Origin of the sequence: Paracoccus sp. DMF-8, assembly GCF_029309835.1 — a bacterium.
Classification (GTDB): Bacteria; Pseudomonadota; Alphaproteobacteria; order Rhodobacterales; family Rhodobacteraceae; genus Paracoccus.
Genome location: NZ_JARJHL010000005.1, coordinates 200386 through 220821 on the forward strand (window position 1 = coordinate 200386; position 20436 = coordinate 220821).

A 20436-nucleotide genomic window follows, 5' to 3' on the forward strand; every position below is an offset into this window, starting at 1 on the left:
CAGCGAATGTATCGTTTGTCTATTCCTGACATACGGGCCTCAGACACATGCCACGCAAGGTCAATTCCGCGCTGATCGATTCGATGAACCGTCTGGCGCGGCAGCCCCTGCTGACCGCAGCCGCCCCGCAATCCGCCGGCGCCCTCCCCGCGTGGTTTCTGGGCCCCAAGGCCGAAAACGAATCCCTGCTGCGCGAGCTGGTCGATATCGCGATTTCGGGCCATGTCGCGGCACGGCGCGACTACGCCCCCGAAGATCCCCGGCTTGGCCCGGACAGCGTGTTCGAAAGCGATGCCTATCGCGCGACGGCGGAACGGATGCGCGACCGGCTGTCGGATATGATCGCGCAGCTTGCCGGATCGACGCCCCTGTCCAGCTATCGCAACCAGTCGCATATGTATTGGGACATCACCCTGCCGGGGGTGGCGGGCTATGTCGCGGCGCTGCTGTTCAACCAGAACAATGTCGCGGCAGAGGCTTCTCCGGTCACGACATTGCTGGAAATCCAGGTCGGGCGCGAGCTGTGCCGGATGGCGGGTTTCGACAGTCGGACCTGCCCGCCCTGGGGCCATATCACCTGCGACGGCAGCGTCGCCAATGCCGAGGCGATCTGGGCCGCGCGCAATCTGAAATACCTGCCCTTTGCCATGGTCGAGGCGCTGCGCGACGACCCGGCGCTGGCCGCCGCGCAGGGGGTTCAGGTCCATACCGGTCGCGGGCGCGCGCGGCTGCTGGATCTGGATGCACGGGGGCTGATGAACCTGCCCATCCGCAGCGTGCTGATGCTGAACGCGCTGGTCGCGCGCGCGGCCCGGACCACCCCGGAAAAGGTCGCGGCGGCGCTGGCCGGGCGCGGCGTGCAGGATCTGGGCCTTGCCGAAATGCACCGCCGCCATGCCCCCGACCTGCCCGTGCCGCTGGTTCTGGCCCCGGCGACCGCGCATTATTCCCGGCCCAAGGGCGCCGCTTTGCTGGGGCTTGGCCGCGCCGCCCTGCGCAGCGTGCCCGTCGATCTGAACGGCCGGATGCGTGTCGATGCCCTGCGCGAGATCCTGACCGAATGTCTGGACCAGCGCCGCCCGGTCATGCTGGCCGTCGCCGTTCTGGGCACGACCGAAGAGGGCGCGATCGACCCTCTGGACCGCATCGTCGACCTGCGGGCCGAATTCAGGCGCCGGGGGCTGTCCTTTGCCCTGCATGCGGATGCGGCATGGGGCGGCTATTTCATGTCGATGCTGCGCCCGCCCTTGTCGGGGTCGCCCGGCGCGCATGAGATGCTGGACCTGAACGACGACGACGCGCCCCCCGGCATGTATCTGAACCCACGGGTCGAAGCGCGCCTGAACGCCGCGCGCCATTGCGAAACCCTGACCGTCGATCCGCACAAGGCGGGTTTCATCCCCTATCCGGCGGGGGCACTGTGCTATCGCATCGGGATGATGCGCGATCTGGTCAGCTTTGCCGCGCCCGTGGTCTTTCACGACGGCGTCGTGCCGACCGTCGGGATCTATGGAATCGAGGGGTCGAAGCCCGGCGCCGCCGCCGCCTCGGTCTGGCTGTCGCATCAGGTCATCCCGCCGGACCAGTCGGGCTATGGCCGCCTGCTGGCGAAATGCATCTTTGCCTCGCGCCGCTTTTACGCCGCGCTGCGGGCGGGCTTTGCCGATGGTGGCGCGATCACGGTGACGCCATTCCAGCGCCTGCCTGCCGAACGCCTGCATCTGGGCGATGCCGCCGTGGCCGAGGAAAACCGCCGCCTGCGCGACGAAATCGCCTGTCTGGACAATGACGCGCTGGTCGAGCGGCTGTTGGCCGACCCGTCGCTGATGACGCTGTTCCGCGCCTCTGGCTCGGATACCAGCATCGTGCCCTATGCCTTCAATTTCCGCACTCAGGACGGGCTGAACACCGATCTGGACCTGATGAACCGGCTGAATGACGCGGTTTTCCGCGCCCTCAGCCTCGAAGACGCGCCGCAGTCCGGCCCGCCGCCGAAACCGATGTTCGTCACCGCATCCGAATTCGACCCGGCGGTCTGCGCGCAGCCTTTCGTTGATCATTTCGCCCGTCGTGCGGGCGTCAGGCCGCAGCCGGGGATGGGGGTGAAATTCCTGATCTCGACCCAGCAAAACCCGTTCATGACGGCGACCACGGACGGCGATTTCATCCCCCGGCTGATCGCGATCCTGCGCGAAACGGCCTTGACCGCGGCAGAAGGGATCTGCGCCGCGACCGGACAAGATCCTTGGAGGGAACGACCATGACGCATTGCCCCGAACACGATCCCGATGGCCCGCCGATCAGCAATATGGCCCATCAGCACGCCTTTACCATCACCGGGTCCGAGACGCTGTTTGCGACCCATATGACCCAGTATTTCAACGAGATGCACAAGTATCAGCTGGTCATCCGCTTTTCCTTGCCCGCCGAAATCGCGACGGCGCTGCGGCGGGTCCGGGCGCAATATCCGCGCGACCTGTTCGTGCTGGCCAATGACGACAGCGACGAATTCAACGTCCCTTCGCTGGCTGCGGGACTGAGGCCCGCGTTCACCGGCAATATCTTTCAGGGCGTACCGCCCTTTGGTCCCGAGGATGAACAGGACCCGCATTTCTTTCCTCGGGATCTGAAACGGGTGCGCCCGGTCTTTGCCAAGATCCCGGTGACGGTCGAACGCAGCGTCTATTTCCGGCCCTTTTCCCACGGCGAGGCCCTGCCCGATACCGCCCATTACCTGATGTTCGGACGCGGGGCCGAGGCGCATATGACCAACCTGCAATACGCCCCGGTCGCGGGCGTCAGGGATGGGCGGATGCTGTTCGGGCCGGGCTATGACCATGTCCTCAGCCTGCCCCGCACGCCCGACTGGATCGCGCCCGACATGCTGGAAGCGGGGATCATCGTCACCGTGCCTTCGGTCCCCCTGCGCGGCCCGGATGGCGCGCCCCGCATCCCCTGCGGCATCCCTCTACCCGAAGGTCAGCAGGTCACGCTGGATTATCGCGGCCTGCCCCGCGACCCCGCCCTGACCGTGACCGCCGGGCCCAGTTTCTTCTGCGCGACCGCCGTGTGCAACAGCGAGGGGCTGGATGTCTGCCCGCCGGAATCGGCGATGCATGCCTCTGTCACGCCGGATGAATATCTGGTGCCCCATTCCGCCCCGGAGCCCGCCGATGTCTGACAGCGCATCCCAACCCGAATTCGGCCACGAAGACCTGTGGCGCCAGATCTTTCACGACGGCCACCCGGTCCTGACGGGCAAGCAGCGCCGCTATCGGATGCTGCCGGGCATGCCGCGCTGCAAGATGTGTTTCGCCCCCTTTGGCGGCTTTGGCGGCTGGATCGCGCGGCGCATCGGGCTGCGCCCGTCCTTTCGCAATCCGCGTTTCTGCAATGCCTGCGACAAGTTCATCGAACAGTTCCCCGGCGGGGCCGAGGTCCCGGTCAGCATCCTGTTTTGCGACCTGCGCGGATCCGTGGCGCTTGGCATGAGCTGGGTGGCGCGGGCTATGCCGCGACGGTTGCGCGGATGCGCGATCTGGTGGTGGCGGCGCTGTGGCAGCATGACGGTTTCGTGCTGGAATTTCAGGGCGATTCCGTGATCGGCATCTGGCCCCCCGGCTTTTCCGGTCCCGATCACGCGCAGAAGGCCGTGGCCGCCGCCCGCACCGTGGCCGCGGCCCTGTCGCGCCAGCCGCAGGGCAAGGATCCGGTTCAGGCGGGCATGGGGCTGCACACGGGCCAGGCCTTTGTCTGCACATTCTCCGCCGCCAGCGGCAAGCTGCAAGAGGTCGGCGCCTTTGGTCAGGCCATGAACATCGCGGCCCGGCTGTCGGCGCTGGCCGAACCGGGCCAGATTCTGGTCACGCAGGCGATTTGTGACGCGGCGGGGCGGCAGCCGGACGATATGCGTGATGTCACCCTGAAAGGCATCGACGCACCGGTGCGGATCACGGCTCTGGCCTGATTTCCCCGCCATCCTCCAGCGTTGCGGCCAGTTCCGCGCGCGAGGGCACATGCAGCGCCCTGCCCTTGCGCGCGACCAGCCCCATCCGCGCCAGCCTGCTCATTTCCCGCGAAACCGCCTCGCGGTGGGTGGCGATGCGGGCGGCCAGTTCCAGATGGGCCGGGGCCGGGTCCAGCCGATGCGGGCCGTCATGCCCCGCAGGGATCTGGCGCAGCAATTCGCGCACCAGCCTTTCGCGCACCAGTTGCGTGCCGAATTCATAGACCCGTTCCGACAGGCTGCGGATCCGGCTGACGAAATGCAGATGCAAGGGCCGGGCAAAGGCGGGCATCTCCATCAGCGACAGGAAGTCGCGCCGCGAGACCCAGGCCGTGCGCCCCTGATCGCGGGCGACCACGCTGGCCGAACGCGCCCCCCCGTCGATCGCCGCCAGCATGCCCACCAGATCACCCGGCACGACGCGGGCATAGATGACCATCTTGCCCTCGGGCGAATGGGCCAGCACATCGGCCGTGCCGTCCAGCATCAGGAAAACATCGTGGCTATCATCCGCCTCGCGGATCAGGGCGGCGCCGGCCGCATGGCTGCGTTCACGGGCCGCAGCCAGAAAGATCGCACGCGCATCGCCTGATATCTGCATCCCGTTCCCATCACGAAAAAATGCCTGCCGTGCGATTATTCCGCCTTGCTGTGCGAAATGCCACTGAGCGGCCCCGGAAATTCCCGCAAGTTGAGTTTACCCAAGGGAACAACCACCCAAGGGGTTTTCAACCCGGAAAACTTCAGGAGGAACATCATGGCATTGCAAAAAATTGGCAAGATGAGCCTGCATAATGGCGGCGGCTTCGTGGCGCGGATGAAATTCGCCTATGTCGATGACGAAGGCCAGAAGAAAGACACCAAGCGCACCGGCGACATCCTGCTGGGCCAGACCAAGACCGCAACGCTCGACGATTTCGGCATTCCCGATGGCTCGCTGGTCTATCTGCATGTCGATGTGGTCTGGGGGCGCGACAACGAAGCGGCGCGCGCATTCACCTACGAAAAGGGCAACACCTGCACGGCGGCCTATACGATCACCGGCACGACCCTGTCGAACACGCTTGGCCTGATCGACGTCAACTGCTGACCCTTCCAACCGGAGCAAGCCCATGTCTTTGCAATATCTGGATACGGTGCAGATCAGCGCCATCCTGATCGACGCCTGGCAAAACCATCTGGAAACCGAAAAGGACCCTGCCGGAGGACAGTGGTTCACCAACGGTCCCGGCAACAACGGCGGGCTGTTCGGCAAGCTGGTCGATGAACTGGCGACGGAACTGGTCTTTGACACCCCGGCCCAGACCTTCAGAGTCTATCAATCGGCTGCGGCGACGGGCATCGTCGACAACCGCAACGGCCTGACCCCCGAACAGGTCGTGGGCCTGTCCTGCAGCTTTCAGGACACGGTGACAACGACCCATGCGGTCAGCAAGGCGGTCAAGACCGGCACCACCGTGTCGATCAAGGGCGCGCTGAAAGGCGGGGTCTTTGAAAAGGAATTCGGCATCAGCTTTTCCGCCGAATATTCGCATTCCTGGACGGATACCTCATCCGTTTCCTCGTCCGAGACGCGCAATTTCAACGTCTCGGTCCCGGTCAGGAATGTGCCGAAGGGACGGGTCTGGCAGGTCGTCCTGATGGCCAACAAGAAAGAACTGTCGATGCCCTACCGCGCCGACATCATCCTGAAAGGCAATACGGTAGCGAATTTCCAATCGCCGATCCGTGGCCAGAAAATCTGGACGGCCGATGCCGGAACCCTGTGCGACTGGATCGGTCGCTTTGGTTCGGCGGGGGACGAGTCCTGGACATACGGGCGCAATCCCGTAGATCCCACGCAGGGGCGGATTTCCCTGCATGGCGTGATGAAGGCGGTCCATACGGTCAATTTCACCGTGCGGACGCTGGATGTCACAGACAGCTTCCGACCCGATGGCAGTGATGATCTGGTCCTTGCGACCGATGCCCGTTCGGAAGCGAAGGTTGTTGACGAGGTCCTGGTTAACGAGGCTCGCCGCCGCCTGACGTCTCCTGGCAGGCACGGCGCAGCCCCGTCTTTTCGGTCGTCCCTTGACGTTCGGAAAGGCGGGGCTGTCTGCGTGCTGACATGTGGCCTTTCCGCCTGTCGCGCGATCATGAAAATGCGCGCGAATTTCGTCTGGATGTTTCCGTTTTATTCACATCTTTGTCCCTATGCTGGCTGGAACGAAAGGGGGACGTATGATCCGGTCTTGCAAATCGGTGGCAATCGGGGGTGACGGGTCCGACGGTCTGACACCCTGCTGACGGCGACGGCAGAACGCCCGATTGAAATCCAGAACCGCAAGGCGTGGCCCGTCCACGCAGCGAACACCACATGACCGCGCATGGTTTTGCGTGCAGCCTTTGGCGTGGCTTGACACACGGGGGGGGTATCTTGCGCGGCATCGAACAAAAGGGAATGCACATGAACACAGTCGGCTTCGAACAGATCCGCGAACAGATCAAGCTGGTGATCTGGGATCTGGATGAGACGTTCTGGAAAGGCACGCTCAGCGAGGAAGGCATCACCCCGATCGCGGAAAACATCCGCATCCTGCGCGAATTGACCGATCGCGGGATCGTCTGTTCGATCTGTTCGAAAAACGACTTCGACACCGCCCGCGAAAAGCTGCAGGAACTGGGGATCTGGGACCTGTTCGTCTTTCCCCATATCGACTGGTCGCCCAAGGGTCAGGCGATCAGCGCCATGCTGGACCGGATGGGCCTGCGCGCGGCCAATACCCTGTTTCTGGACGACAATCACCTCAACCTCGAAGAGGTCGCGTTTTTCAACGACGGCATCGCCTGTGTCGATGGCAGGCTGGATCTGTCGCCTCTGTTGGACCTGCCCCAGCTTGCGGGCAAGGACGACCGCGACCATTCGCGGCTGAAACAATACAAGGTCATGGAAGGCAAGCTGACCGAACAACGCGAAAGCGGCCTCTCGAACGAGGATTTCCTGCGCCAGTCCGGCATCCAGATCCGCATCATCACAGATATCGACGACCAGATGGACCGGGTGCTGGAACTGCTGAACCGCACGAACCAGCTGAATTTCACCAAGATCCGCGCCAATACCGACGATGAAAAGACCGCCCTGCAACAGTTGCTGTCGGTTTCGGGGATGCATGCCGGGCTGGTCCATGTCCGCGACCGCTATGGCGATTACGGCATCGTCGGCTTCTTTTGCGTGCGGACGAAATATTCGGGCAATACCGCCCATCATTTCGCCTTTTCCTGCCGCACCCTCAATATGGGGGTCGAACAATGGGTCTGGGCCAAACTCGGCCGCCCCGAGATGAAACTGGTGGGGCCGGTCGCCTCGAAACTCGACACGCCCGCGACGGTCGACTGGATTTCCGAGGTTTCGGATTTCGATCAGGACGAAATCCGTGTCGAGGTGCCGCCGTCGGTCGACTGGACCGACAGCACGCTGTCCTATGCCTATCTCAGCTTCAGCCAGAACCGGATGCAGTTCGCGCCCAGCCTGTTTCCGGTCGGACGGGGCGGGCTGCGCAGCGCAAGGGGATTGAAATCCATCACTTTTCCGCAAAAGCGCATCAGCCAATGGCTGCCCGCCTTCCGCATCGGCCTGAACAGGCAGGGCCCACTCAAAGATGCCGATATCCTGCATGGCACGGATGACGGATAGCTGCCCCCAGGGACCTGCATCACGAAGGTGACACGCATGCTCAAAAATCCGTGGCATGGTGGGCGCGGTGATGCAGTCCCCGGGCAGAGCCCATAAATGGGCCGTATACCGCAAGGGACTGGCAGCGACACGGCAACGGAGCAACCAATGAAGGCAGTCAACGATACCCGCAGCTATGGCTGGGTTTCCCGAATATTCCATTGGTCCATCGCGGCACTGATCCTGACGGCGATCGGGCTGGGCCTTTATGCGAATGCCCTGCCCCATGAGACGCAGGATGAATTGCAACTGGTTTTCGCGGCCTTTTCAATCCACAAGACGGTGGGGATGGTCACGCTGTTTCTGGCGCTGGCCCGGATCCTCTGGGCGATTGGCCAGATCAAGCCGCGCCCGCTGCATCCCGAACGCCGCCTGGAAACCTGGGCGGCCGAGGTCGTGCATTGGGGGCTGTATGCGGGCATGGTCGTGATGCCGCTGTCAGGCTGGTTGCTGCATGCCGCGGCGCCCGGTGCCTTTTCGCGCATCATCTGGCCCTTTGGGCAAAGACTGCCGGGCGTGCCGGAATCGATGGATCTCAGCAACGCATTCGCCGCATTCCATGCCAGCGGCTGGTGGGTGCTGGCCGCGCTGATCGTCCTGCATGTCGGCGGCGCGCTGAAACATATGATCATCGACCGCGACGCCACCCTGGCGCGCATGGCCGGAAACCCCGGCCGCGTCCCGGAACCGCCCCAGCAACATCATCGCGCATCAGCCATTCTGGCCGCGATCACCGGGCTGCTGATCTGGGTCGCGGTGGCAATCGGGTCGCAATATCTGCCGGGTGCAGAGGCTGAACCCGAAACGTCCGGTCAGGCGCAACCTGCCGAAACCGCGCCGGCCACGGTGCAGGAGGATCAGGCCGCGACGACCGACACCCAGGCCGCAAGCAGCGCATGGGTCGTCGAAACCGGCACGCTGCGGATTGCGGTCAATCAGGGCGGCTCGACCGTCGAGGGGGGCTTTGCGACCCGGCAGGCGCAGATCGACTACGACCCCGACAGCCGCGAGGGCAGCGTGGATGTGACCATCGACATCGCCTCGCTGACGCTTGGCGCGGTGTCGGACAATGCCAAGGGGCCGGAGTTCCTGAACGCCGCCGCCTTCCCCGAGGCGCGCTTTCAGGCCGTGATCGCCCCGTCCGAAGGGGATCAACTGGTCGCAAGGGGGGATCTGACCATTGCCGGCCAATCCGTCCCGGCCGAACTGCCCTTTGATCTGGTCATCGACGGCGATCAGGCGGCGGCAAGCGGCAAGCTGACCATTGACCGCCGCGATTTCGGCGTGGGCCAGACCTATGCCGATGAAAGCACGGTGGGTTTCGCGGTCGACATCGGCTTTGACCTGACCGCCATCCGCCAGTGACGCCACAGGCAAAATGCCGCGAATGAAAAAGGGCCGCCCCGTGGCGGCCCTTTGACTGTCCGGGGACAGGAAACCTTCCGGCTCAGCCGACCAGTTCCAGACCCGAGAAGAAAAAGGCGATTTCTTCTTTCGCGGTTTCCGGTGCATCCGAACCGTGGACCGAGTTTTCACCGACCGACAGGGCGAATTCCTTGCGGATCGTGCCCGCATCGGCGTTTTCCGGGTTGGTCGCGCCCATGACTTCGCGGTTTTTCAGGATGGCGTTTTCACCTTCCAGAACCTGAACGACGACCGGCTCCGAGGACATGAATTCCACCAGCTCGCCATAGAAGGGGCGATCCTTGTGGACTTCGTAGAATTTCCCGGCCTGCGCTTGCGACAGGTGCAGGCGTTTCTGGGCGATGATGCGCAGACCTGCATCTTCGAATTTCTGGTTGATCTTGCCGGTCAGGTTGCGGCGGGTCGCGTCGGGCTTGATGATCGAAAGCGTGCGCTCGGTGGCCATGGTGGATCCTTTCCATTTCTTCGAACCCCATGGTTCGAAAATCCGCGCCCGGTTATCACGGGGATGGCGTTTTGGAAAGATCAGGCAAACCGGGTCAGGCCCTATTTGATCAGCCACAGCCCCGCCCTTTCGTCAAAGGCCAGCGGCACCCCGGCTTGCGCGCCAGCACCGGGCCGTCACCCGCCCCCGGATGCCTCTGCCGAACCGGCCGCCCCGCGAACCCATGACGGTGCGGGTCGCAGGCGTCAGAGCGACGAGGAATCGCGGCATCCCGCCTGCCTGCGACCCGCCCCCGGAAAAGCCAGTTCGGGCCGCGCGCCCTGCCCCGGATGCGCGCCAGCGATTGACGTCGGCGCCGCGATGCGGCAATGCGCGGGGATGCTGCGCATCGACGACATATCCTATTCCATCGCGGGCCGCCCGCTGCTTGAACACGCCTCGGCGGTCATTCCGAACGGCCATAAGGTCGGCCTTGTCGGCCCGAATGGCGCGGGCAAGACCACGCTGTTCCGCCTGATCCGGGGCGAGCTTGCCCTTGACGGCGGAGAGATATCCCTGCCCGTGCTGCTGCCCGTATCGGCGGCGTCGCGCAGGAAGCGGCAGGCACCGACACCAGCGTTCTGGACACGGTGCTGGCCGCCGATACCGAACGCGCCGCGCTGCTGGCTGAATCCGAAACCGCGACCGACGCGGGCCGCATTGCCGAAATCCAGACCCGGCTGGCCGATATCGACGCCTGGTCGGCCGAGGCCGACGCCGCCACCATCCTGCGCGGTCTTGGCTTTTCGGCCGAGGATCAGGCCCGCCCGACCCGCGATTATTCCGGCGGCTGGCGGATGCGTGTCGCGCTGGCCGGCGTGCTGTTTGCCCAGCCCGACCTGCTGCTTCTGGACGAACCGACCAACTATCTGGATCTGGAAGGGGCGCTGTGGCTGGAAAGCTATCTGGCGCGCTACCCCCATACCGTCATCGTCATCAGCCACGACCGCGACCTTCTGAACCGCGCCGTCGGCCATATCCTGCATCTGGAAAACCGCAGCCTGACGCTTTACACCGGCGGCTACGACACCTTTGCCCGCACCCGCGCCGAAAAGCGCGCCCTGCAGGCCGCCGAGGCCAAGAAGCAAGAGGCCCGTCGCGCCCATCTGCAAAGCTTCGTCGACCGTTTCCGCGCCAAGGCGTCCAAGGCCGTGCAGGCACAGGCTCGCATCAAGATGCTGGCAAAGATGGAGCCGATCACCGCGCCCGAAGAGGCGAAGTTCCATCAGTTCAGCTTTCCCCAGCCTGACCAGTTGTCGCCGCCCATCGTCTCGATGGACGGGGTTGCGGTCGGCTATGACGGGCGCGCGGTGTTGCAGCGGCTGAACCTGCGCATCGATCAGGACGACCGGATCGCGCTGCTTGGCCGCAACGGTCAGGGCAAATCGACCCTGTCGAAGCTGCTGGCCGAACGGCTCGATCCGATGGACGGACGCATCGCGCGGTCGTCGAAGCTGCGGATCGGCTATTTCGCCCAGCATCAGGTCGATGAGCTGGAACTGGACGAAACCCCGCTGGACCACGTCCGCCGCCTGCGCCCGGACGAAGGCCAGCCCCGGCTGCGCGCGCGGCTGGCCGAGTTCGGGCTGATGGCCGATCAGGCCGAAACCCGCGTCCGCGCGCTGTCGGGTGGGCAAAAGGCGCGGCTGTCTCTGCTCTTGGCCACCATCGACGCCCCCATCTGCTGATTCTGGACGAGCCGACCAACCACCTTGACATCGAAAGCCGCGAGGCCCTGACCGAGGCGCTGAACGACTATACCGGCGCGGTCATTCTGGTCAGCCACGACATGCATCTGCTCAGCCTTGTGGCCGACCGGCTGTGGCTGGTGGCGGGCGGCGCGGTGCGCCCCTATGACGGCGATCTGGACGGCTATCGCAAGATGCTGCTGTCGGGCGATGAAAAGCCCGTTGAAACCGCCCCCAAACCCGAGAACGAAACCCGCGAAACGCGCATCCCGCGACCAAGATCACTGGAATTGCGCGCCGACGCCCGCCGGGCCGAGGATCGCGTCGAAAAGCTGGCGGAAATGCTGTCGAAACTGGATGCGATCATGGCCGATCCCACGACCTATGACGACACATGGGGCGCCGAGAAATGGGGCCGCAAACATGCCGAGGCATCGGCTGCGATGCTCCGCGCCGAAACCCTGTGGATGGAGGCGCTGGAACGGCTGGAAACCGCCGAACGCGGCTGACGGTGCTTGACTCGCGCCCGACAAGCTGCCAATGGCCAGATTACGCCGGCCGATTTCAACAGATGATTCCGCCCCTTGCGTACGGAGTAGTGACCATGCGCGCCCTTCTCGTCCTGATGCTGCTCGCCGCCCCGGCTGGCGCCCAGACCTTTGGCAACAACGGCTATGTCCTGTCGGGCGATCTGGGGCTTGGGGTGAAATACGGCCCCGGAATACATGGGTCCGGACGATCAGGACGCCTCGGTCTGGATCATCCTGCGCAATGGTTCGCTGACGCGCCAGAAGGCGGATGGCCGCGAAACCACGGACGGTCTGTCCATCGTTCCGTCGTTCAACCTGATCGGCAGCCGCGGTGCGGACGACCATGACGCGCTGCGCGGCATGGATGACATCAGCCGCGCGGGCGAGATCGGCTTTCAGGTCGCCTATGATCAGGGGCCGGCGCGCGGCTATATCGCGCTGCGCAAGGGCTTTGGCGGGTACAAGGGGCTGGTCGGCGAATTCGGTGCGAGATACCAATATGCGGCCACCGACCGCCTGACGATCACCCCCCGCGCCGAGGCGCAATTCAGCAGCGACGATTTCACCGAAACCTATTTCGGCGTCACTGCGGATGAATCGATCACCAGCGGTTATGACGCCTATGCACCGGGTGGCGGGATCTATTCCGCCGCGATCGAGGTCGAGGCGCGCTATGCCGTGACCGACACGATGGCCGTTCTGGGCGAGTTCCGCTACACGCGCCTGCTGGGCGATGCGGCGGATTCGCCCATCGTGCAGGACAAGGACCAGCCGTCCGTCCGGCTTGGCGTCGTGCGCCGCTTCAGCACTGGTTTCTGACGGCGGCCAGTTTTCTGACGGCGACCGGAACCGGCCCATCGCTTTGCTGGCGCACGCTCTGGACCGGGGCGCGCGCTTTGCCTATATGTTCACCTAGGAAATCAACAACCGGGGCATCAGGCCATGACCGCAGAACCGCTGATGGAGGGCGCACCGCTGATCGCGCCCTCAAGCGTCGACCATCCGCTGTATGAAAGCATCGTCGAGGCCTGCAGGACCGTCTATGATCCTGAAATTCCTGTCAATATCTTTGATCTGGGCCTGATCTACACGATCGAGATAGCCGATGACAATGCCGTCCGCATCATCATGACCCTGACCGCGCCCGGCTGCCCCGTCGCGGGCGAGATGCCGGGCTGGGTCGCCGATGCGGTCGAGCCGCTGCCGGGCGTCAAGCAGGTCGATGTCGAAATGACCTTTGTCCCGCAATGGGGCATGGACATGATGTCCGACGAAGCCCGGCTGGAACTGGGTTTCATCTGATCCCCGATCCGGCGCGCGCGGTTCTAATCGATCAGGCTGAACCGGCGGTTCGTGACGACATGGACCGCCCCCTGTTTCATTTCCAGATCGTCCAGCGCCGCATCGGGCAGGCCGGTCGCGACCATGCGCAACATGCACAGCGTCACGCCATGCGTCATGATCATCGCAGGCCCCGTCAGATCGTCCAGAAAGGCGCGGACGCGGGCACGAAGCGCCGCGACCCTCTCGCCCCCCGGCAGGCTGTCATACCAGACGCAGCGCGATTGCGCGGTGGCCGCGCCCGGCCATGCCTGCCCCGCAGCCGCGCCCACGTCGATTTCGACCAGCCGTGAATCCAGCACCGGCTCACGCCCGCCAAAGGCGATAGCGGCCGACAGCCGCGCCCGGCCAAGCGGGCTGCAATAAAGCGCCAGGTCCCGGTTGCGCGACAGGATATCCGCGACGATATCCGCCTGACGCTGCGCCTGACGGATGCCCAGGGGGGTCAGCGGCAGATCCAGAAGCCCCTGCAACCGCCCCTGACGGTTCCATTCGGTCTGGCCGTGCCGCAGCAGGTAAAGATCGGGATGGCTGTTCATCGTCGCGCGCCCTGTTCGCATTGGCGCGCAGAGATGGCATGCCGGCAGGGGCATGGTCAGAAACGCCCGACCCGGACAAACGCCCGACCCCGTATTGCGCCCCCGGTGTCGCGCCCCTGTCGCATCGGCAGGGCAGAATGGAGATCACCCTGACCTGCCCCCTGCCCGCCGCCGCACAAGCGCCGTTTCCCGACCGGTCCGGGGCCGTTGCGACCGGCCGCAGAAGCCGCTGCGTTCAGCGATTGCGGCTTGCTGTGGTCGTCAGGCCCGAAACCGGGTATATTGCCACTTGCATCCCCCCGCAGCCGGCGCTAATTGTCCCGCCTGTGCCGCCTTAGCTCAGTTGGTTAGAGCGCTAGATTGTGGATCTAGAGGTCCCCCGTTCAAGCCGGGGAGGCGGTAGCCACTTTCCCCCAATCGGAATCGCCCCCGGACGCGCCGCGCCATCGTCCGGCCAGTCCCTTGCCGCGCCCCCTTTGCCGCGCTAATCAGGTGGGCAGCAATCAGGGAACATATCATGGGTATCAACAGCGAAAGCGAGATCGCCGCCAATCTGCAGATCGGCCCGACCGATCAGGGCATGGTGCGGATCTATGTTGAGGCCGACGGCGTCGATCTGCCGCTGGATTTCGCCCCGAAAGAGGCCGAGGAAATCGCCGAGGAGCTGATGGCCGCCGCCGAAACCGCGCGCGGTCTGGCGGGCGGCGGAAAGGGTGGCAGGGGCGGCAAGGGCGGCGCTAAAAAGCCGCGCCGCTGACCCCCATCGGATCGCTCAGCGCCTGCAGCCGGGTCGCCGCGACCCGCGCCACATCGCGCAAGACACGCGACCGGCGCGCGGGCGCCAGCCGGGTTTCGGGCGCCATGCGCAGCAGTTCCGCCCCAAAGGCATCGGCGCGGATCAGCCCGTGTTCGGCGGGCAGCAGATCATCCGGGAAATCCGCATCCACCGCCCAGAAAAAGCGGTCGCACCATTCCAGATAATTCTGCCACTTGCGATCACCGGTGAAATCCGCCCGGCAGCTTTTGCATTCGACGATCCAGATTTCCCCCTTGGGCGAGATCGAGACGACATCGACCCTCAGCCCGCCCGAGGGCACGAATTCCGCCAGAGGCGCATGGCCCATCGTCCCCAGCAACCGCGCGACGCCACGCGCGATCCGCATTCCGGGTTTGGCGGGCAGGATGTCTTGCATGCCCGCAACATGAACGAAACGAAAACATTCCGCAAAAGCCTTGCAGCGCCGGGCCTGTGGCCCTATCTCGCGGGGTGGCGGGCTTCTGCTCTTCGCGTGTGCGGCCATTTTTTCCACTGGCCTATAAGTTCACCGAGGGGGCCGGCTCTGGCGGGACCCTGGTCTCGTTATCTGGCGCCCACCTGGAAATCCAGGCTTTCGGGGAAACCTGTGCTGTAACGGTCGCTGCGGTTCCCGCCACCCTTCCCCCTTTCCGATAAAAAAGGGGCGACCCAAAGGCCGCCCCAGAGAGAGGAAGAGAGTTGTTCCGGCCTTAGAAGCCGTAAACCAGCGAAACGCCCAGGGTGTTGTCCGTGCGGATCGCGCGCTCGGACTGGTATTCGGTCTTGTAGGACACGCGGGTCGCGAAGGCTTCGGACATCTTGAAGTTCAGGCCCAGTTCGTTCGTCGCAACGTCATTGGCATCCGAGGTCAGATAGTCCGTGTCGTTGGTCAGGAAGAACATGTCGTTGAACTTGTGGTAAAAGCGCGACGACAGCAGGTAGCCGGTATCGGTGTTCAGATCATAGGTCACCGTGCCGGCCAGCGGATCGGTCGGGCTTTGGGTCGCTTCGACCGCCTTGGTGTAGCGGATACCGACAGCGGCCTGAACACGCCATGCGGTCGTGTCGGTGTTCAGGATGCGATAGCCCGGACCGACACCGAAGAAGGCGTCACGTTTCAGGCGGCCGTCCAGATCCGAAAAGCTTTCGCCGCTGGACAGGCTTGCGGGGTCATCAGCCAGCGCATCGGTTGCCAGACGGCCAAGGCCGAAGGCATAGAAGCGGTCGTTGATGTTATACATCCCCTCATAGACGACCGAGGTTTTCTCGGTGTCCTTGTCGCCGGCGTTGTTTTCGCCGTATTCCAGCAAAATGCCGACCGACTGCGAGAACTGGCCCTGATTGTGCGACAGGCGACCGGACAGGGTGAAGTCCTGATTTTCGCTGTTGCCGTCACGGCCGACATAGCTCAGAGCGACCGAGCCATACAGGCCCTGACGCAACTCTGGGTTGCCAAAGCGATAGGCGTCGTCGGAACGGGCGAAATCGTCGCGCACCGCGTCTTCGACGTCGCGCATCTGTTCGCTGACTTCGGTGATCCCCGTTGCATTCGCACCGGCGGAGCTTTCGGACTGGGCGAAGGCCGGGACCGCAAAGCTTGCAGCCAGAGCCGTTGCGCCTGCCAGATAAGCGATATGCTTCATGTCAAACCTCATTACTTTCGTGTTTCAGCGTGCCCTCTGGCTGTCTGCCGCTTGGCGGGCCGCGCTGTATGAGGAGGACAATAAGAGCCGTATCCGCGTCGCAAAAGGGACCCGCCAAACAATGATCGGGCGCCCGGAATCCGGCAAAACGGGCAGCGGAAAAGATCGGCATGAACCCGCATAGCGTGAAAAGTGATCAGTGATGATGGGAACCGAATTCAGGTCAGCATTTGTGCCATTGCACTAGACGGTTAACGCGGTCTGGCGCCATCACGAAATACTGCAAACTTGTGACAATCACCATGCGCGGGAAATTTTGCCTGATATTTAGGCAGAACTGAGCACCCTGTCGCAACAGGTTCATGTTGCGAAAGTGACACGGTTTCATCGCGACAAGGTTATGGAAAGGGACGGCGCCCGCCCGGTTTGTCCGTCGCACCCGCTGCGGCGGGAGCCGCGACGGCCTGATTGCGCGCGGGAATCGGGGCCGGGTTCAGGGTCATCCGGCGCTTGCCGCCGCGCGGCCCTGCGTCTTTGCGGGCCAGTCGCATCACCGCATAGCCGAACTGGACACCGCTGAACAAAATCGTGTGGAAGGCCACCAGCATGGCCACCGCGATGGCGCCACCGCTTGTATGCGTGACCAGGTGGCGCAGATGGCCGACATCCAGCGCGATCAGCAGCAGCGTAAAGCAGATGGCCAGGGCAAAACCCACGGCCACGCTGGCAAGATACAATCGCAAAAGTCGCGGCATGTGCTGACCCGCTTGCTGGTAATGGCACCGATGATAGCGCGACAGGCCCTGCCGCGCCACGATTCCATCCCCACCGCGTCAGGACGCCGCAGCGCGATCAGGCGTCAGAACGCCTCGGGGCGCGCCTCGCGGGCCATGTGGTCCAGCACGGCATTGACGAATTTCGCCTCTCGGCCCGTGTCGAAAAAGGCCTGCGCCACGCGGACATATTCGGTGATGACGACCTTCGGCGGGGTCGCGGGGGTCATCATTTCCGCCCCGGCGGCACGGAACAGGGCGCGCAGCACCGGGTCGATGCGGTCGATGGGCCATTTCGCGACCAGCGCGCGGTCGGTCATCTGGTCGATTCTGGATTGCCAGGTCACCGCATCCTCGATGATGCGGGCGAACAGCGCATTATCCGCCTCGGGCGAGGTTTCGCCTTCGTATTCGGTGCCGATGCGCCAGTCCTCGAATTCGCGGCGCACCCGGTTCGAGGATTGGCCCGCAGCCTCCATCTGGAACAGCGCCTGCACCGCATATAGCCGCGCCGCCGCGCTGAGTTCGCGCCGTCCCGCATTGCGGGCGGGTTTGCGGCCTTCGCCGGTTTTATCGTCAGCCGAGGTCATGCCTTGCCCGGTCCTTCCATCTCGCCCGCCAGGCGGATGATGTCATGGGCGGGCGGCACGGCGCGGTCATCCTTGGGCGCGGCGCCGAAACGGCGGTCCAGCGCGATCAGATGCAGCGCGGCGGCGGCGGCCCCGCCGCCCTTGTTCTGCCCGTCGGGTTCCGCACGGACCTGTGCCTGAAGGGCGTTCTCGACCGTCAGGATGCCGTTGCCGATGGCCAGCCCCCGCAATCCCAACAGCGTCAACCCGCGCGAGCTGTCGTTGCAGACTGTGTCGTAATGCGTCGTCTCGCCCCGGATGATGCAGCCAAGCGCGACATAGCCGTCATATTGGCCGGTCCGCGAGGCCAGCGCGATCGCCGTCGGGATTTCCAGCGCGCCCGGCACCTCGACCAGATCGACGCTGGCACCTGCCTGTGCGGCGACGCTGCGCGCGCCCGCGATCAGATCATCGGCAATCGCGCGGTAATAGGGCGCGACGACGATCAGCAGGCGGGTGTCGCCCGTCAGCGCGGGCAGCGGGATCTGGTAATGTTCGACGAACGAGGCCATGGCGGGTCCTTGGGGTCAGCTTTGGGGAGAGGGGGTCAGTCCTGAGGGATCGGGCGCGTGGAATGGATCGAAAGCCCGTAGGCGTCAAGCCCGACAACCTTGATCGGCGCCGAATTCGTCAAAAGAACCAGTTCCGACAGGCCGAGCGAGGACAGGATCTGCGCGCCAAGCCCGTAGACCCGCAGCTTGTGGGGCGAGGCATCGCCCGGTTCGGGGACCTTGGGCGACAGGTCGCGCAGCAGGACGACGACCCCCCTGCCCTCCTCCGCGATCAGGCGCATGGCATTGGAAATTTCGGTCGTGCCCTGCAGCCCGACGCCCAGCACGTCATGCATCGGGTCCAGCGCGTGCATCCGCACCAGAACCGGGCCGGGCGCGGTCAGGTCACCCTTGGACAGCACGATATGTTCGGCGCCCTGCGTCACATCGGCAAAGATGCGCATCATCCAATCGCCACCAAAGGCGGAATGCACCGCCTTTTGCGCGCGTTCGGTAATCAGGTTGTCATAGCGGCGGCGATAGGCGATCAGGTCGCTGATCGTGCCGATCTTCAGATTGTGCTTTTGCGCGAATGCGATCAGGTCGGGCAGACGGGCCATGGTGCCGTCCTCGTTCATGATCTCGCAGATCACGCCCGAGGAATTCAGCCCGGCCAGACGGGCGACATCGACGGCGGCCTCGGTATGGCCGGCGCGGACCAGCACGCCGCCCTCGCGGGCGCGCAGGGGAAAGACATGGCCCGGCGTCGCGATATCGACCGCGCCCTTGCCGGGGTCGATGGCGACCGCGACGGTGCGGGCGCGGTCATGGGCGGAAATGCCGGTGGTCACGCCCTCGCGCGCCTCGATCGACACGGTAAAGGCGGTTTCGTGGCGGCTGGAGTTCTTGGGCGTCATCAGCGTCAGCCCAAGCGCGTCGATGCGCTCGCCGGGCAGCGCCAGACAGATCAGCCCGCGCCCATAGGTCGCCATGAAGTTGATCGCATTGGGCGTCGCCATCTGGGCCGGGATGACCAGATCGCCTTCGTTTTCGCGGTCCTCGTGGTCGACCAGGATGAACATGCGGCCGTTGCGCGCATCGTCGATGATTTCCTCGATGGGCGAAATCGCATCGGACCAGTCGCGTTCCACGGGGCCGGGGTTGTCAAACTGCATCTGCCGCTCCTGCAAGCTGGGGTCCGAAATGGGTCTGGCCGGTGACAAAGCCCGCCAACCCTCCGGCTGTCATCAATTCACGTTCATGGTCGGTTTCGCCGATCATCAGCACCGCGTTGCCGGGCAGGCCCTGCGCATGCAGCCAGCCCTTCATCTCGTCGCGCATCGCAGCCCAGCTTGCGCCGAAGGGGGCCAGCGGGCGGGCGGAACGGGCGTTGATCCGGGCGCCCGCGATGTCGGGGGCGATCCCCGGCGCGGTACCCAGATGGGGCTGCGCGGCGCTGGCCGCGATCCGGGCCAGAACATGCCCGGCGGGCGCCTGCGTGCTGCGAAACACCCCGATCCCGTTCGAGGAATACAGGAACGCAACCAGATCGCGCCCGGTCACGGCCCGGACGCCCGCGTATGTTTTATAGTCCAGCCCAAGCGCTCGGGCGCGGCGCACCTGCATCCGCACCACCTCGACCGGCAAGGTGGCGCCCAGCAATTCGCGGCGCGCGACGCCCCAGCAATGGGCGCGGAACCCCGACCCGGCCAGCGCCGGGCCCCTGTTGTGACCGATGCCGGGCAGATCGCCCATCAGCCCGCCTCGGCCAGCCGCGCAACATAGCGCGCCAGCGTGTCGATTTCCAGATTGACCGGATCGCCCGCAGCCACCTGCCCCCAGGTCGTGACGGCCCGGGTATGGGGGATGATATTGATCCCGAAACGGTCGCCATCGACCTCGTTCACGGTCAGCGAGGTGCCATTCAGCGCGACAGAGCCCTTGGGCGCGATGAACCGCGCCAGCGCGGCGGGCGCGCGAAAGGTGATGCGCGTGCTGTCGCCTTCGTCCTGCAGGGATTCGATCACCGCCACCCCATCGACATGGCCCGACACGATATGCCCGCCCAGTTCGTCGCCGACGCGCAGCGCGCGTTCCAGATTCAGCCGCCTGCCTTCGGGCCAGCCGTTTTCGCCGATATTGGTCTTCGAGATCGTCTCGGCCGAGATATCGACATCGAACCAGTCGGCGCCCTTTTCGACCACGGTCAGGCAGACCCCGTCGCAGGCGATGGAAGCGCCCAGATCGACCCCTGCCATGTCATAGCCGCAACGGATCCGCGCGCGCATGTCGCCACGCATCTCGACCGCGGAAACCGTGCCGATATCGGTAATGATGCCTGTGAACATGCGGGCTCCTTTCGACGTCATCCCTGTG

General features: G+C 64.5%; 22 protein-coding genes, 1 tRNA gene and 1 pseudogene. 13 read left to right on the plus strand and 11 right to left on the minus strand.

Annotated elements, in window-relative coordinates:
* Window positions 1-47 precede the first annotated feature (47 nt).
* Genes PE067_RS04435 through PE067_RS04450 form a run of 4 tightly spaced genes read left to right on the plus strand, consistent with a single transcriptional unit; the run spans window position 48 to window position 3967 of the window.
* Window positions 48-2264 (plus strand): pyridoxal-dependent decarboxylase, encoded by a 2217-nt coding sequence (locus tag PE067_RS04435; RefSeq protein ID WP_276188008.1) that lies wholly within the window; start codon window positions 48-50, stop codon window positions 2262-2264.
* Window positions 2261-3181: a hypothetical protein gene (locus PE067_RS04440; protein ID WP_276188009.1), complete on the plus strand. Its 921-nt coding sequence runs from the start codon at window positions 2261-2263 to the stop codon at window positions 3179-3181. The genes PE067_RS04435 and PE067_RS04440 overlap by 4 nt, the downstream gene beginning before the upstream one ends.
* Window positions 3174-3602 carry a hypothetical protein gene (locus PE067_RS04445; protein WP_276188010.1) on the plus strand — a complete coding sequence of 143 codons (429 nt, stop codon included), beginning with the start codon at window positions 3174-3176 and terminating at the stop codon, window positions 3600-3602. The genes PE067_RS04440 and PE067_RS04445 overlap by 8 nt, the downstream gene beginning before the upstream one ends.
* Window positions 3530-3967, plus strand: coding sequence for an adenylate/guanylate cyclase domain-containing protein (locus PE067_RS04450; protein WP_276188011.1), 438 nt, complete (start codon window positions 3530-3532; stop codon window positions 3965-3967). The genes PE067_RS04445 and PE067_RS04450 overlap by 73 nt, the downstream gene beginning before the upstream one ends.
* On the opposite strand, the gene PE067_RS04455 is transcribed toward PE067_RS04450, so the two are convergent.
* Entirely contained in the window at window positions 3951-4607 is a 657-nt protein-coding gene (locus tag PE067_RS04455; RefSeq protein ID WP_276188012.1) for a Crp/Fnr family transcriptional regulator, read from the minus strand. The genes PE067_RS04450 and PE067_RS04455 overlap by 17 nt on opposite strands.
* 156 nt (window positions 4608-4763) lie before the next feature.
* On the opposite strand from PE067_RS04455, the gene PE067_RS04460 reads away from it, so the two are divergent.
* From PE067_RS04460 to PE067_RS04475, 4 genes are all read left to right on the plus strand, one after another.
* Window positions 4764-5096 carry a hypothetical protein gene (locus tag PE067_RS04460; RefSeq protein ID WP_276188013.1) on the plus strand — a complete coding sequence of 111 codons (333 nt, stop codon included), beginning with the start codon at window positions 4764-4766 and terminating at the stop codon, window positions 5094-5096.
* Between the two features lie 22 nt (window positions 5097-5118).
* Complete coding sequence (locus PE067_RS04465) at window positions 5119-6267, plus strand: ETX/MTX2 family pore-forming toxin (protein ID WP_276188014.1); 1149 nt, start codon at window positions 5119-5121, stop codon at window positions 6265-6267.
* A 188-nt stretch (window positions 6268-6455) separates the two neighbouring features.
* Complete coding sequence (locus PE067_RS04470; protein WP_276188015.1) at window positions 6456-7682, plus strand: HAD-IIIC family phosphatase; 1227 nt, start codon at window positions 6456-6458, stop codon at window positions 7680-7682.
* A 147-nt stretch (window positions 7683-7829) separates the two neighbouring features.
* Window positions 7830-9086 (plus strand): cytochrome b/b6 domain-containing protein, encoded by a 1257-nt coding sequence (locus tag PE067_RS04475; protein ID WP_276188016.1) that lies wholly within the window; start codon window positions 7830-7832, stop codon window positions 9084-9086.
* 82 nt (window positions 9087-9168) lie between these two features.
* Here PE067_RS04475 and ndk read toward each other — a convergent pair whose 3' ends face one another.
* Entirely contained in the window at window positions 9169-9591 is a 423-nt protein-coding gene (gene ndk / locus PE067_RS04480) for a nucleoside-diphosphate kinase (protein WP_276188017.1), read from the minus strand.
* Between the two features lie 378 nt (window positions 9592-9969).
* Between ndk and PE067_RS04485 the strand changes: the two are divergent.
* The 3 genes and pseudogenes from PE067_RS04485 to PE067_RS04495 all read left to right on the plus strand — a co-directional run bounded on the left by PE067_RS04485 (window position 9970) and on the right by PE067_RS04495 (window position 13150).
* Window positions 9970-11827 (plus strand): annotated as a pseudogene (locus tag PE067_RS04485) (ABC-F family ATP-binding cassette domain-containing protein).
* A 216-nt stretch (window positions 11828-12043) separates the two neighbouring features.
* On the plus strand, window positions 12044-12667 hold the full coding sequence (locus PE067_RS04490) for a MipA/OmpV family protein (protein WP_276188018.1): 624 nt from the start codon (window positions 12044-12046) through the stop codon (window positions 12665-12667).
* Between the two features lie 123 nt (window positions 12668-12790).
* The gene (locus tag PE067_RS04495) at window positions 12791-13150 is read left to right on the plus strand and encodes an SUF system Fe-S cluster assembly protein (RefSeq protein ID WP_276188019.1); all 360 of its coding nucleotides are present in this window, start codon (window positions 12791-12793) and stop codon (window positions 13148-13150) included.
* 23 nt (window positions 13151-13173) lie between these two features.
* Here PE067_RS04495 and PE067_RS04500 read toward each other — a convergent pair whose 3' ends face one another.
* The gene (locus PE067_RS04500) at window positions 13174-13728 is read right to left on the minus strand and encodes a histidine phosphatase family protein (RefSeq protein WP_276188020.1); all 555 of its coding nucleotides are present in this window, start codon (window positions 13726-13728) and stop codon (window positions 13174-13176) included.
* 328 nt (window positions 13729-14056) lie between these two features.
* Here PE067_RS04500 and PE067_RS04505 point away from each other — a divergent pair.
* Window positions 14057-14130, plus strand: a tRNA-His gene (locus PE067_RS04505).
* A 115-nt stretch (window positions 14131-14245) separates the two neighbouring features.
* Window positions 14246-14485, plus strand: a complete 240-nt coding sequence (locus PE067_RS04510; protein ID WP_276188021.1) for a DUF6324 family protein — start codon at window positions 14246-14248, stop codon at window positions 14483-14485.
* On the opposite strand, the gene PE067_RS04515 is transcribed toward PE067_RS04510, so the two are convergent.
* From PE067_RS04515 to PE067_RS04550, 8 genes are all read right to left on the minus strand, one after another.
* Window positions 14466-14921 (minus strand): MmcB family DNA repair protein, encoded by a 456-nt coding sequence (locus tag PE067_RS04515; RefSeq protein ID WP_276188022.1) that lies wholly within the window; start codon window positions 14919-14921, stop codon window positions 14466-14468. The two genes, PE067_RS04510 and PE067_RS04515, sit on opposite strands and share 20 nt — an antisense overlap.
* 313 nt (window positions 14922-15234) lie before the next feature.
* On the minus strand, window positions 15235-16167 hold the full coding sequence (locus tag PE067_RS04520) for a DUF481 domain-containing protein (protein ID WP_276188023.1): 933 nt from the start codon (window positions 16165-16167) through the stop codon (window positions 15235-15237).
* A gap of 398 nt (window positions 16168-16565) precedes the next feature.
* Entirely contained in the window at window positions 16566-16922 is a 357-nt protein-coding gene (locus PE067_RS04525) for a hypothetical protein (protein WP_276188024.1), read from the minus strand.
* Between the two features lie 104 nt (window positions 16923-17026).
* Complete coding sequence (gene nusB, locus PE067_RS04530) at window positions 17027-17530, minus strand: transcription antitermination factor NusB (RefSeq protein WP_276188025.1); 504 nt, start codon at window positions 17528-17530, stop codon at window positions 17027-17029.
* A complete protein-coding gene (locus PE067_RS04535; protein ID WP_276188026.1) occupies window positions 17527-18081 on the minus strand; it encodes a 6,7-dimethyl-8-ribityllumazine synthase in 555 nt (184 codons plus the stop codon). Before PE067_RS04535 ends, nusB begins: the two co-directional genes overlap by 4 nt.
* Window positions 18082-18116: 35 nt before the next feature.
* The gene (gene ribB, locus PE067_RS04540) at window positions 18117-19235 is read right to left on the minus strand and encodes a 3,4-dihydroxy-2-butanone-4-phosphate synthase (protein WP_276188027.1); all 1119 of its coding nucleotides are present in this window, start codon (window positions 19233-19235) and stop codon (window positions 18117-18119) included.
* Window positions 19225-19815 (minus strand): hypothetical protein, encoded by a 591-nt coding sequence (locus PE067_RS04545; RefSeq protein ID WP_276188028.1) that lies wholly within the window; start codon window positions 19813-19815, stop codon window positions 19225-19227. The genes ribB and PE067_RS04545 overlap by 11 nt, the downstream gene beginning before the upstream one ends.
* Window positions 19815-20408 carry a riboflavin synthase gene (locus PE067_RS04550; protein WP_276188029.1) on the minus strand — a complete coding sequence of 198 codons (594 nt, stop codon included), beginning with the start codon at window positions 20406-20408 and terminating at the stop codon, window positions 19815-19817. The genes PE067_RS04545 and PE067_RS04550 overlap by 1 nt, the downstream gene beginning before the upstream one ends.
* Window positions 20409-20436: the final 28 nt, after the last annotated feature.

Coding starts and splice junctions, on each gene's coding strand:
- PE067_RS04435 (WP_276188008.1), top strand. CDS start 48: ATGCCACGCAAGGTCAATTCCGCGCTGATCGATTCGATGAACCGTCTG.
- PE067_RS04450 (WP_276188011.1), top strand. CDS start 3,530: ATGCGCGATCTGGTGGTGGCGGCGCTGTGGCAGCATGACGGTTTCGTG.
- PE067_RS04470 (WP_276188015.1), top strand. CDS start 6,456: ATGAACACAGTCGGCTTCGAACAGATCCGCGAACAGATCAAGCTGGTG.
- PE067_RS04515 (WP_276188022.1), bottom strand. CDS start 14,921: ATGCAAGACATCCTGCCCGCCAAACCCGGAATGCGGATCGCGCGTGGC.
- nusB (WP_276188025.1), bottom strand. CDS start 17,530: ATGACCTCGGCTGACGATAAAACCGGCGAAGGCCGCAAACCCGCCCGC.
- ribB (WP_276188027.1), bottom strand. CDS start 19,235: ATGCAGTTTGACAACCCCGGCCCCGTGGAACGCGACTGGTCCGATGCG.
- PE067_RS04490 (WP_276188018.1), top strand. CDS start 12,044: ATGGGTCCGGACGATCAGGACGCCTCGGTCTGGATCATCCTGCGCAAT.
- ndk (WP_276188017.1), bottom strand. CDS start 9,591: ATGGCCACCGAGCGCACGCTTTCGATCATCAAGCCCGACGCGACCCGC.
- PE067_RS04495 (WP_276188019.1), top strand. CDS start 12,791: ATGACCGCAGAACCGCTGATGGAGGGCGCACCGCTGATCGCGCCCTCA.
- PE067_RS04475 (WP_276188016.1), top strand. CDS start 7,830: ATGAAGGCAGTCAACGATACCCGCAGCTATGGCTGGGTTTCCCGAATA.
- PE067_RS04455 (WP_276188012.1), bottom strand. CDS start 4,607: ATGCAGATATCAGGCGATGCGCGTGCGATCTTTCTGGCTGCGGCCCGT.
- PE067_RS04535 (WP_276188026.1), bottom strand. CDS start 18,081: ATGGCCTCGTTCGTCGAACATTACCAGATCCCGCTGCCCGCGCTGACG.
- PE067_RS04440 (WP_276188009.1), top strand. CDS start 2,261: ATGACGCATTGCCCCGAACACGATCCCGATGGCCCGCCGATCAGCAAT.
- PE067_RS04520 (WP_276188023.1), bottom strand. CDS start 16,167: ATGAAGCATATCGCTTATCTGGCAGGCGCAACGGCTCTGGCTGCAAGC.
- PE067_RS04525 (WP_276188024.1), bottom strand. CDS start 16,922: ATGCCGCGACTTTTGCGATTGTATCTTGCCAGCGTGGCCGTGGGTTTT.
- PE067_RS04465 (WP_276188014.1), top strand. CDS start 5,119: ATGTCTTTGCAATATCTGGATACGGTGCAGATCAGCGCCATCCTGATC.
- PE067_RS04460 (WP_276188013.1), top strand. CDS start 4,764: ATGGCATTGCAAAAAATTGGCAAGATGAGCCTGCATAATGGCGGCGGC.
- PE067_RS04445 (WP_276188010.1), top strand. CDS start 3,174: ATGTCTGACAGCGCATCCCAACCCGAATTCGGCCACGAAGACCTGTGG.
- PE067_RS04500 (WP_276188020.1), bottom strand. CDS start 13,728: ATGAACAGCCATCCCGATCTTTACCTGCTGCGGCACGGCCAGACCGAA.
- PE067_RS04545 (WP_276188028.1), bottom strand. CDS start 19,815: ATGGGCGATCTGCCCGGCATCGGTCACAACAGGGGCCCGGCGCTGGCC.
- PE067_RS04510 (WP_276188021.1), top strand. CDS start 14,246: ATGGGTATCAACAGCGAAAGCGAGATCGCCGCCAATCTGCAGATCGGC.
- PE067_RS04550 (WP_276188029.1), bottom strand. CDS start 20,408: ATGTTCACAGGCATCATTACCGATATCGGCACGGTTTCCGCGGTCGAG.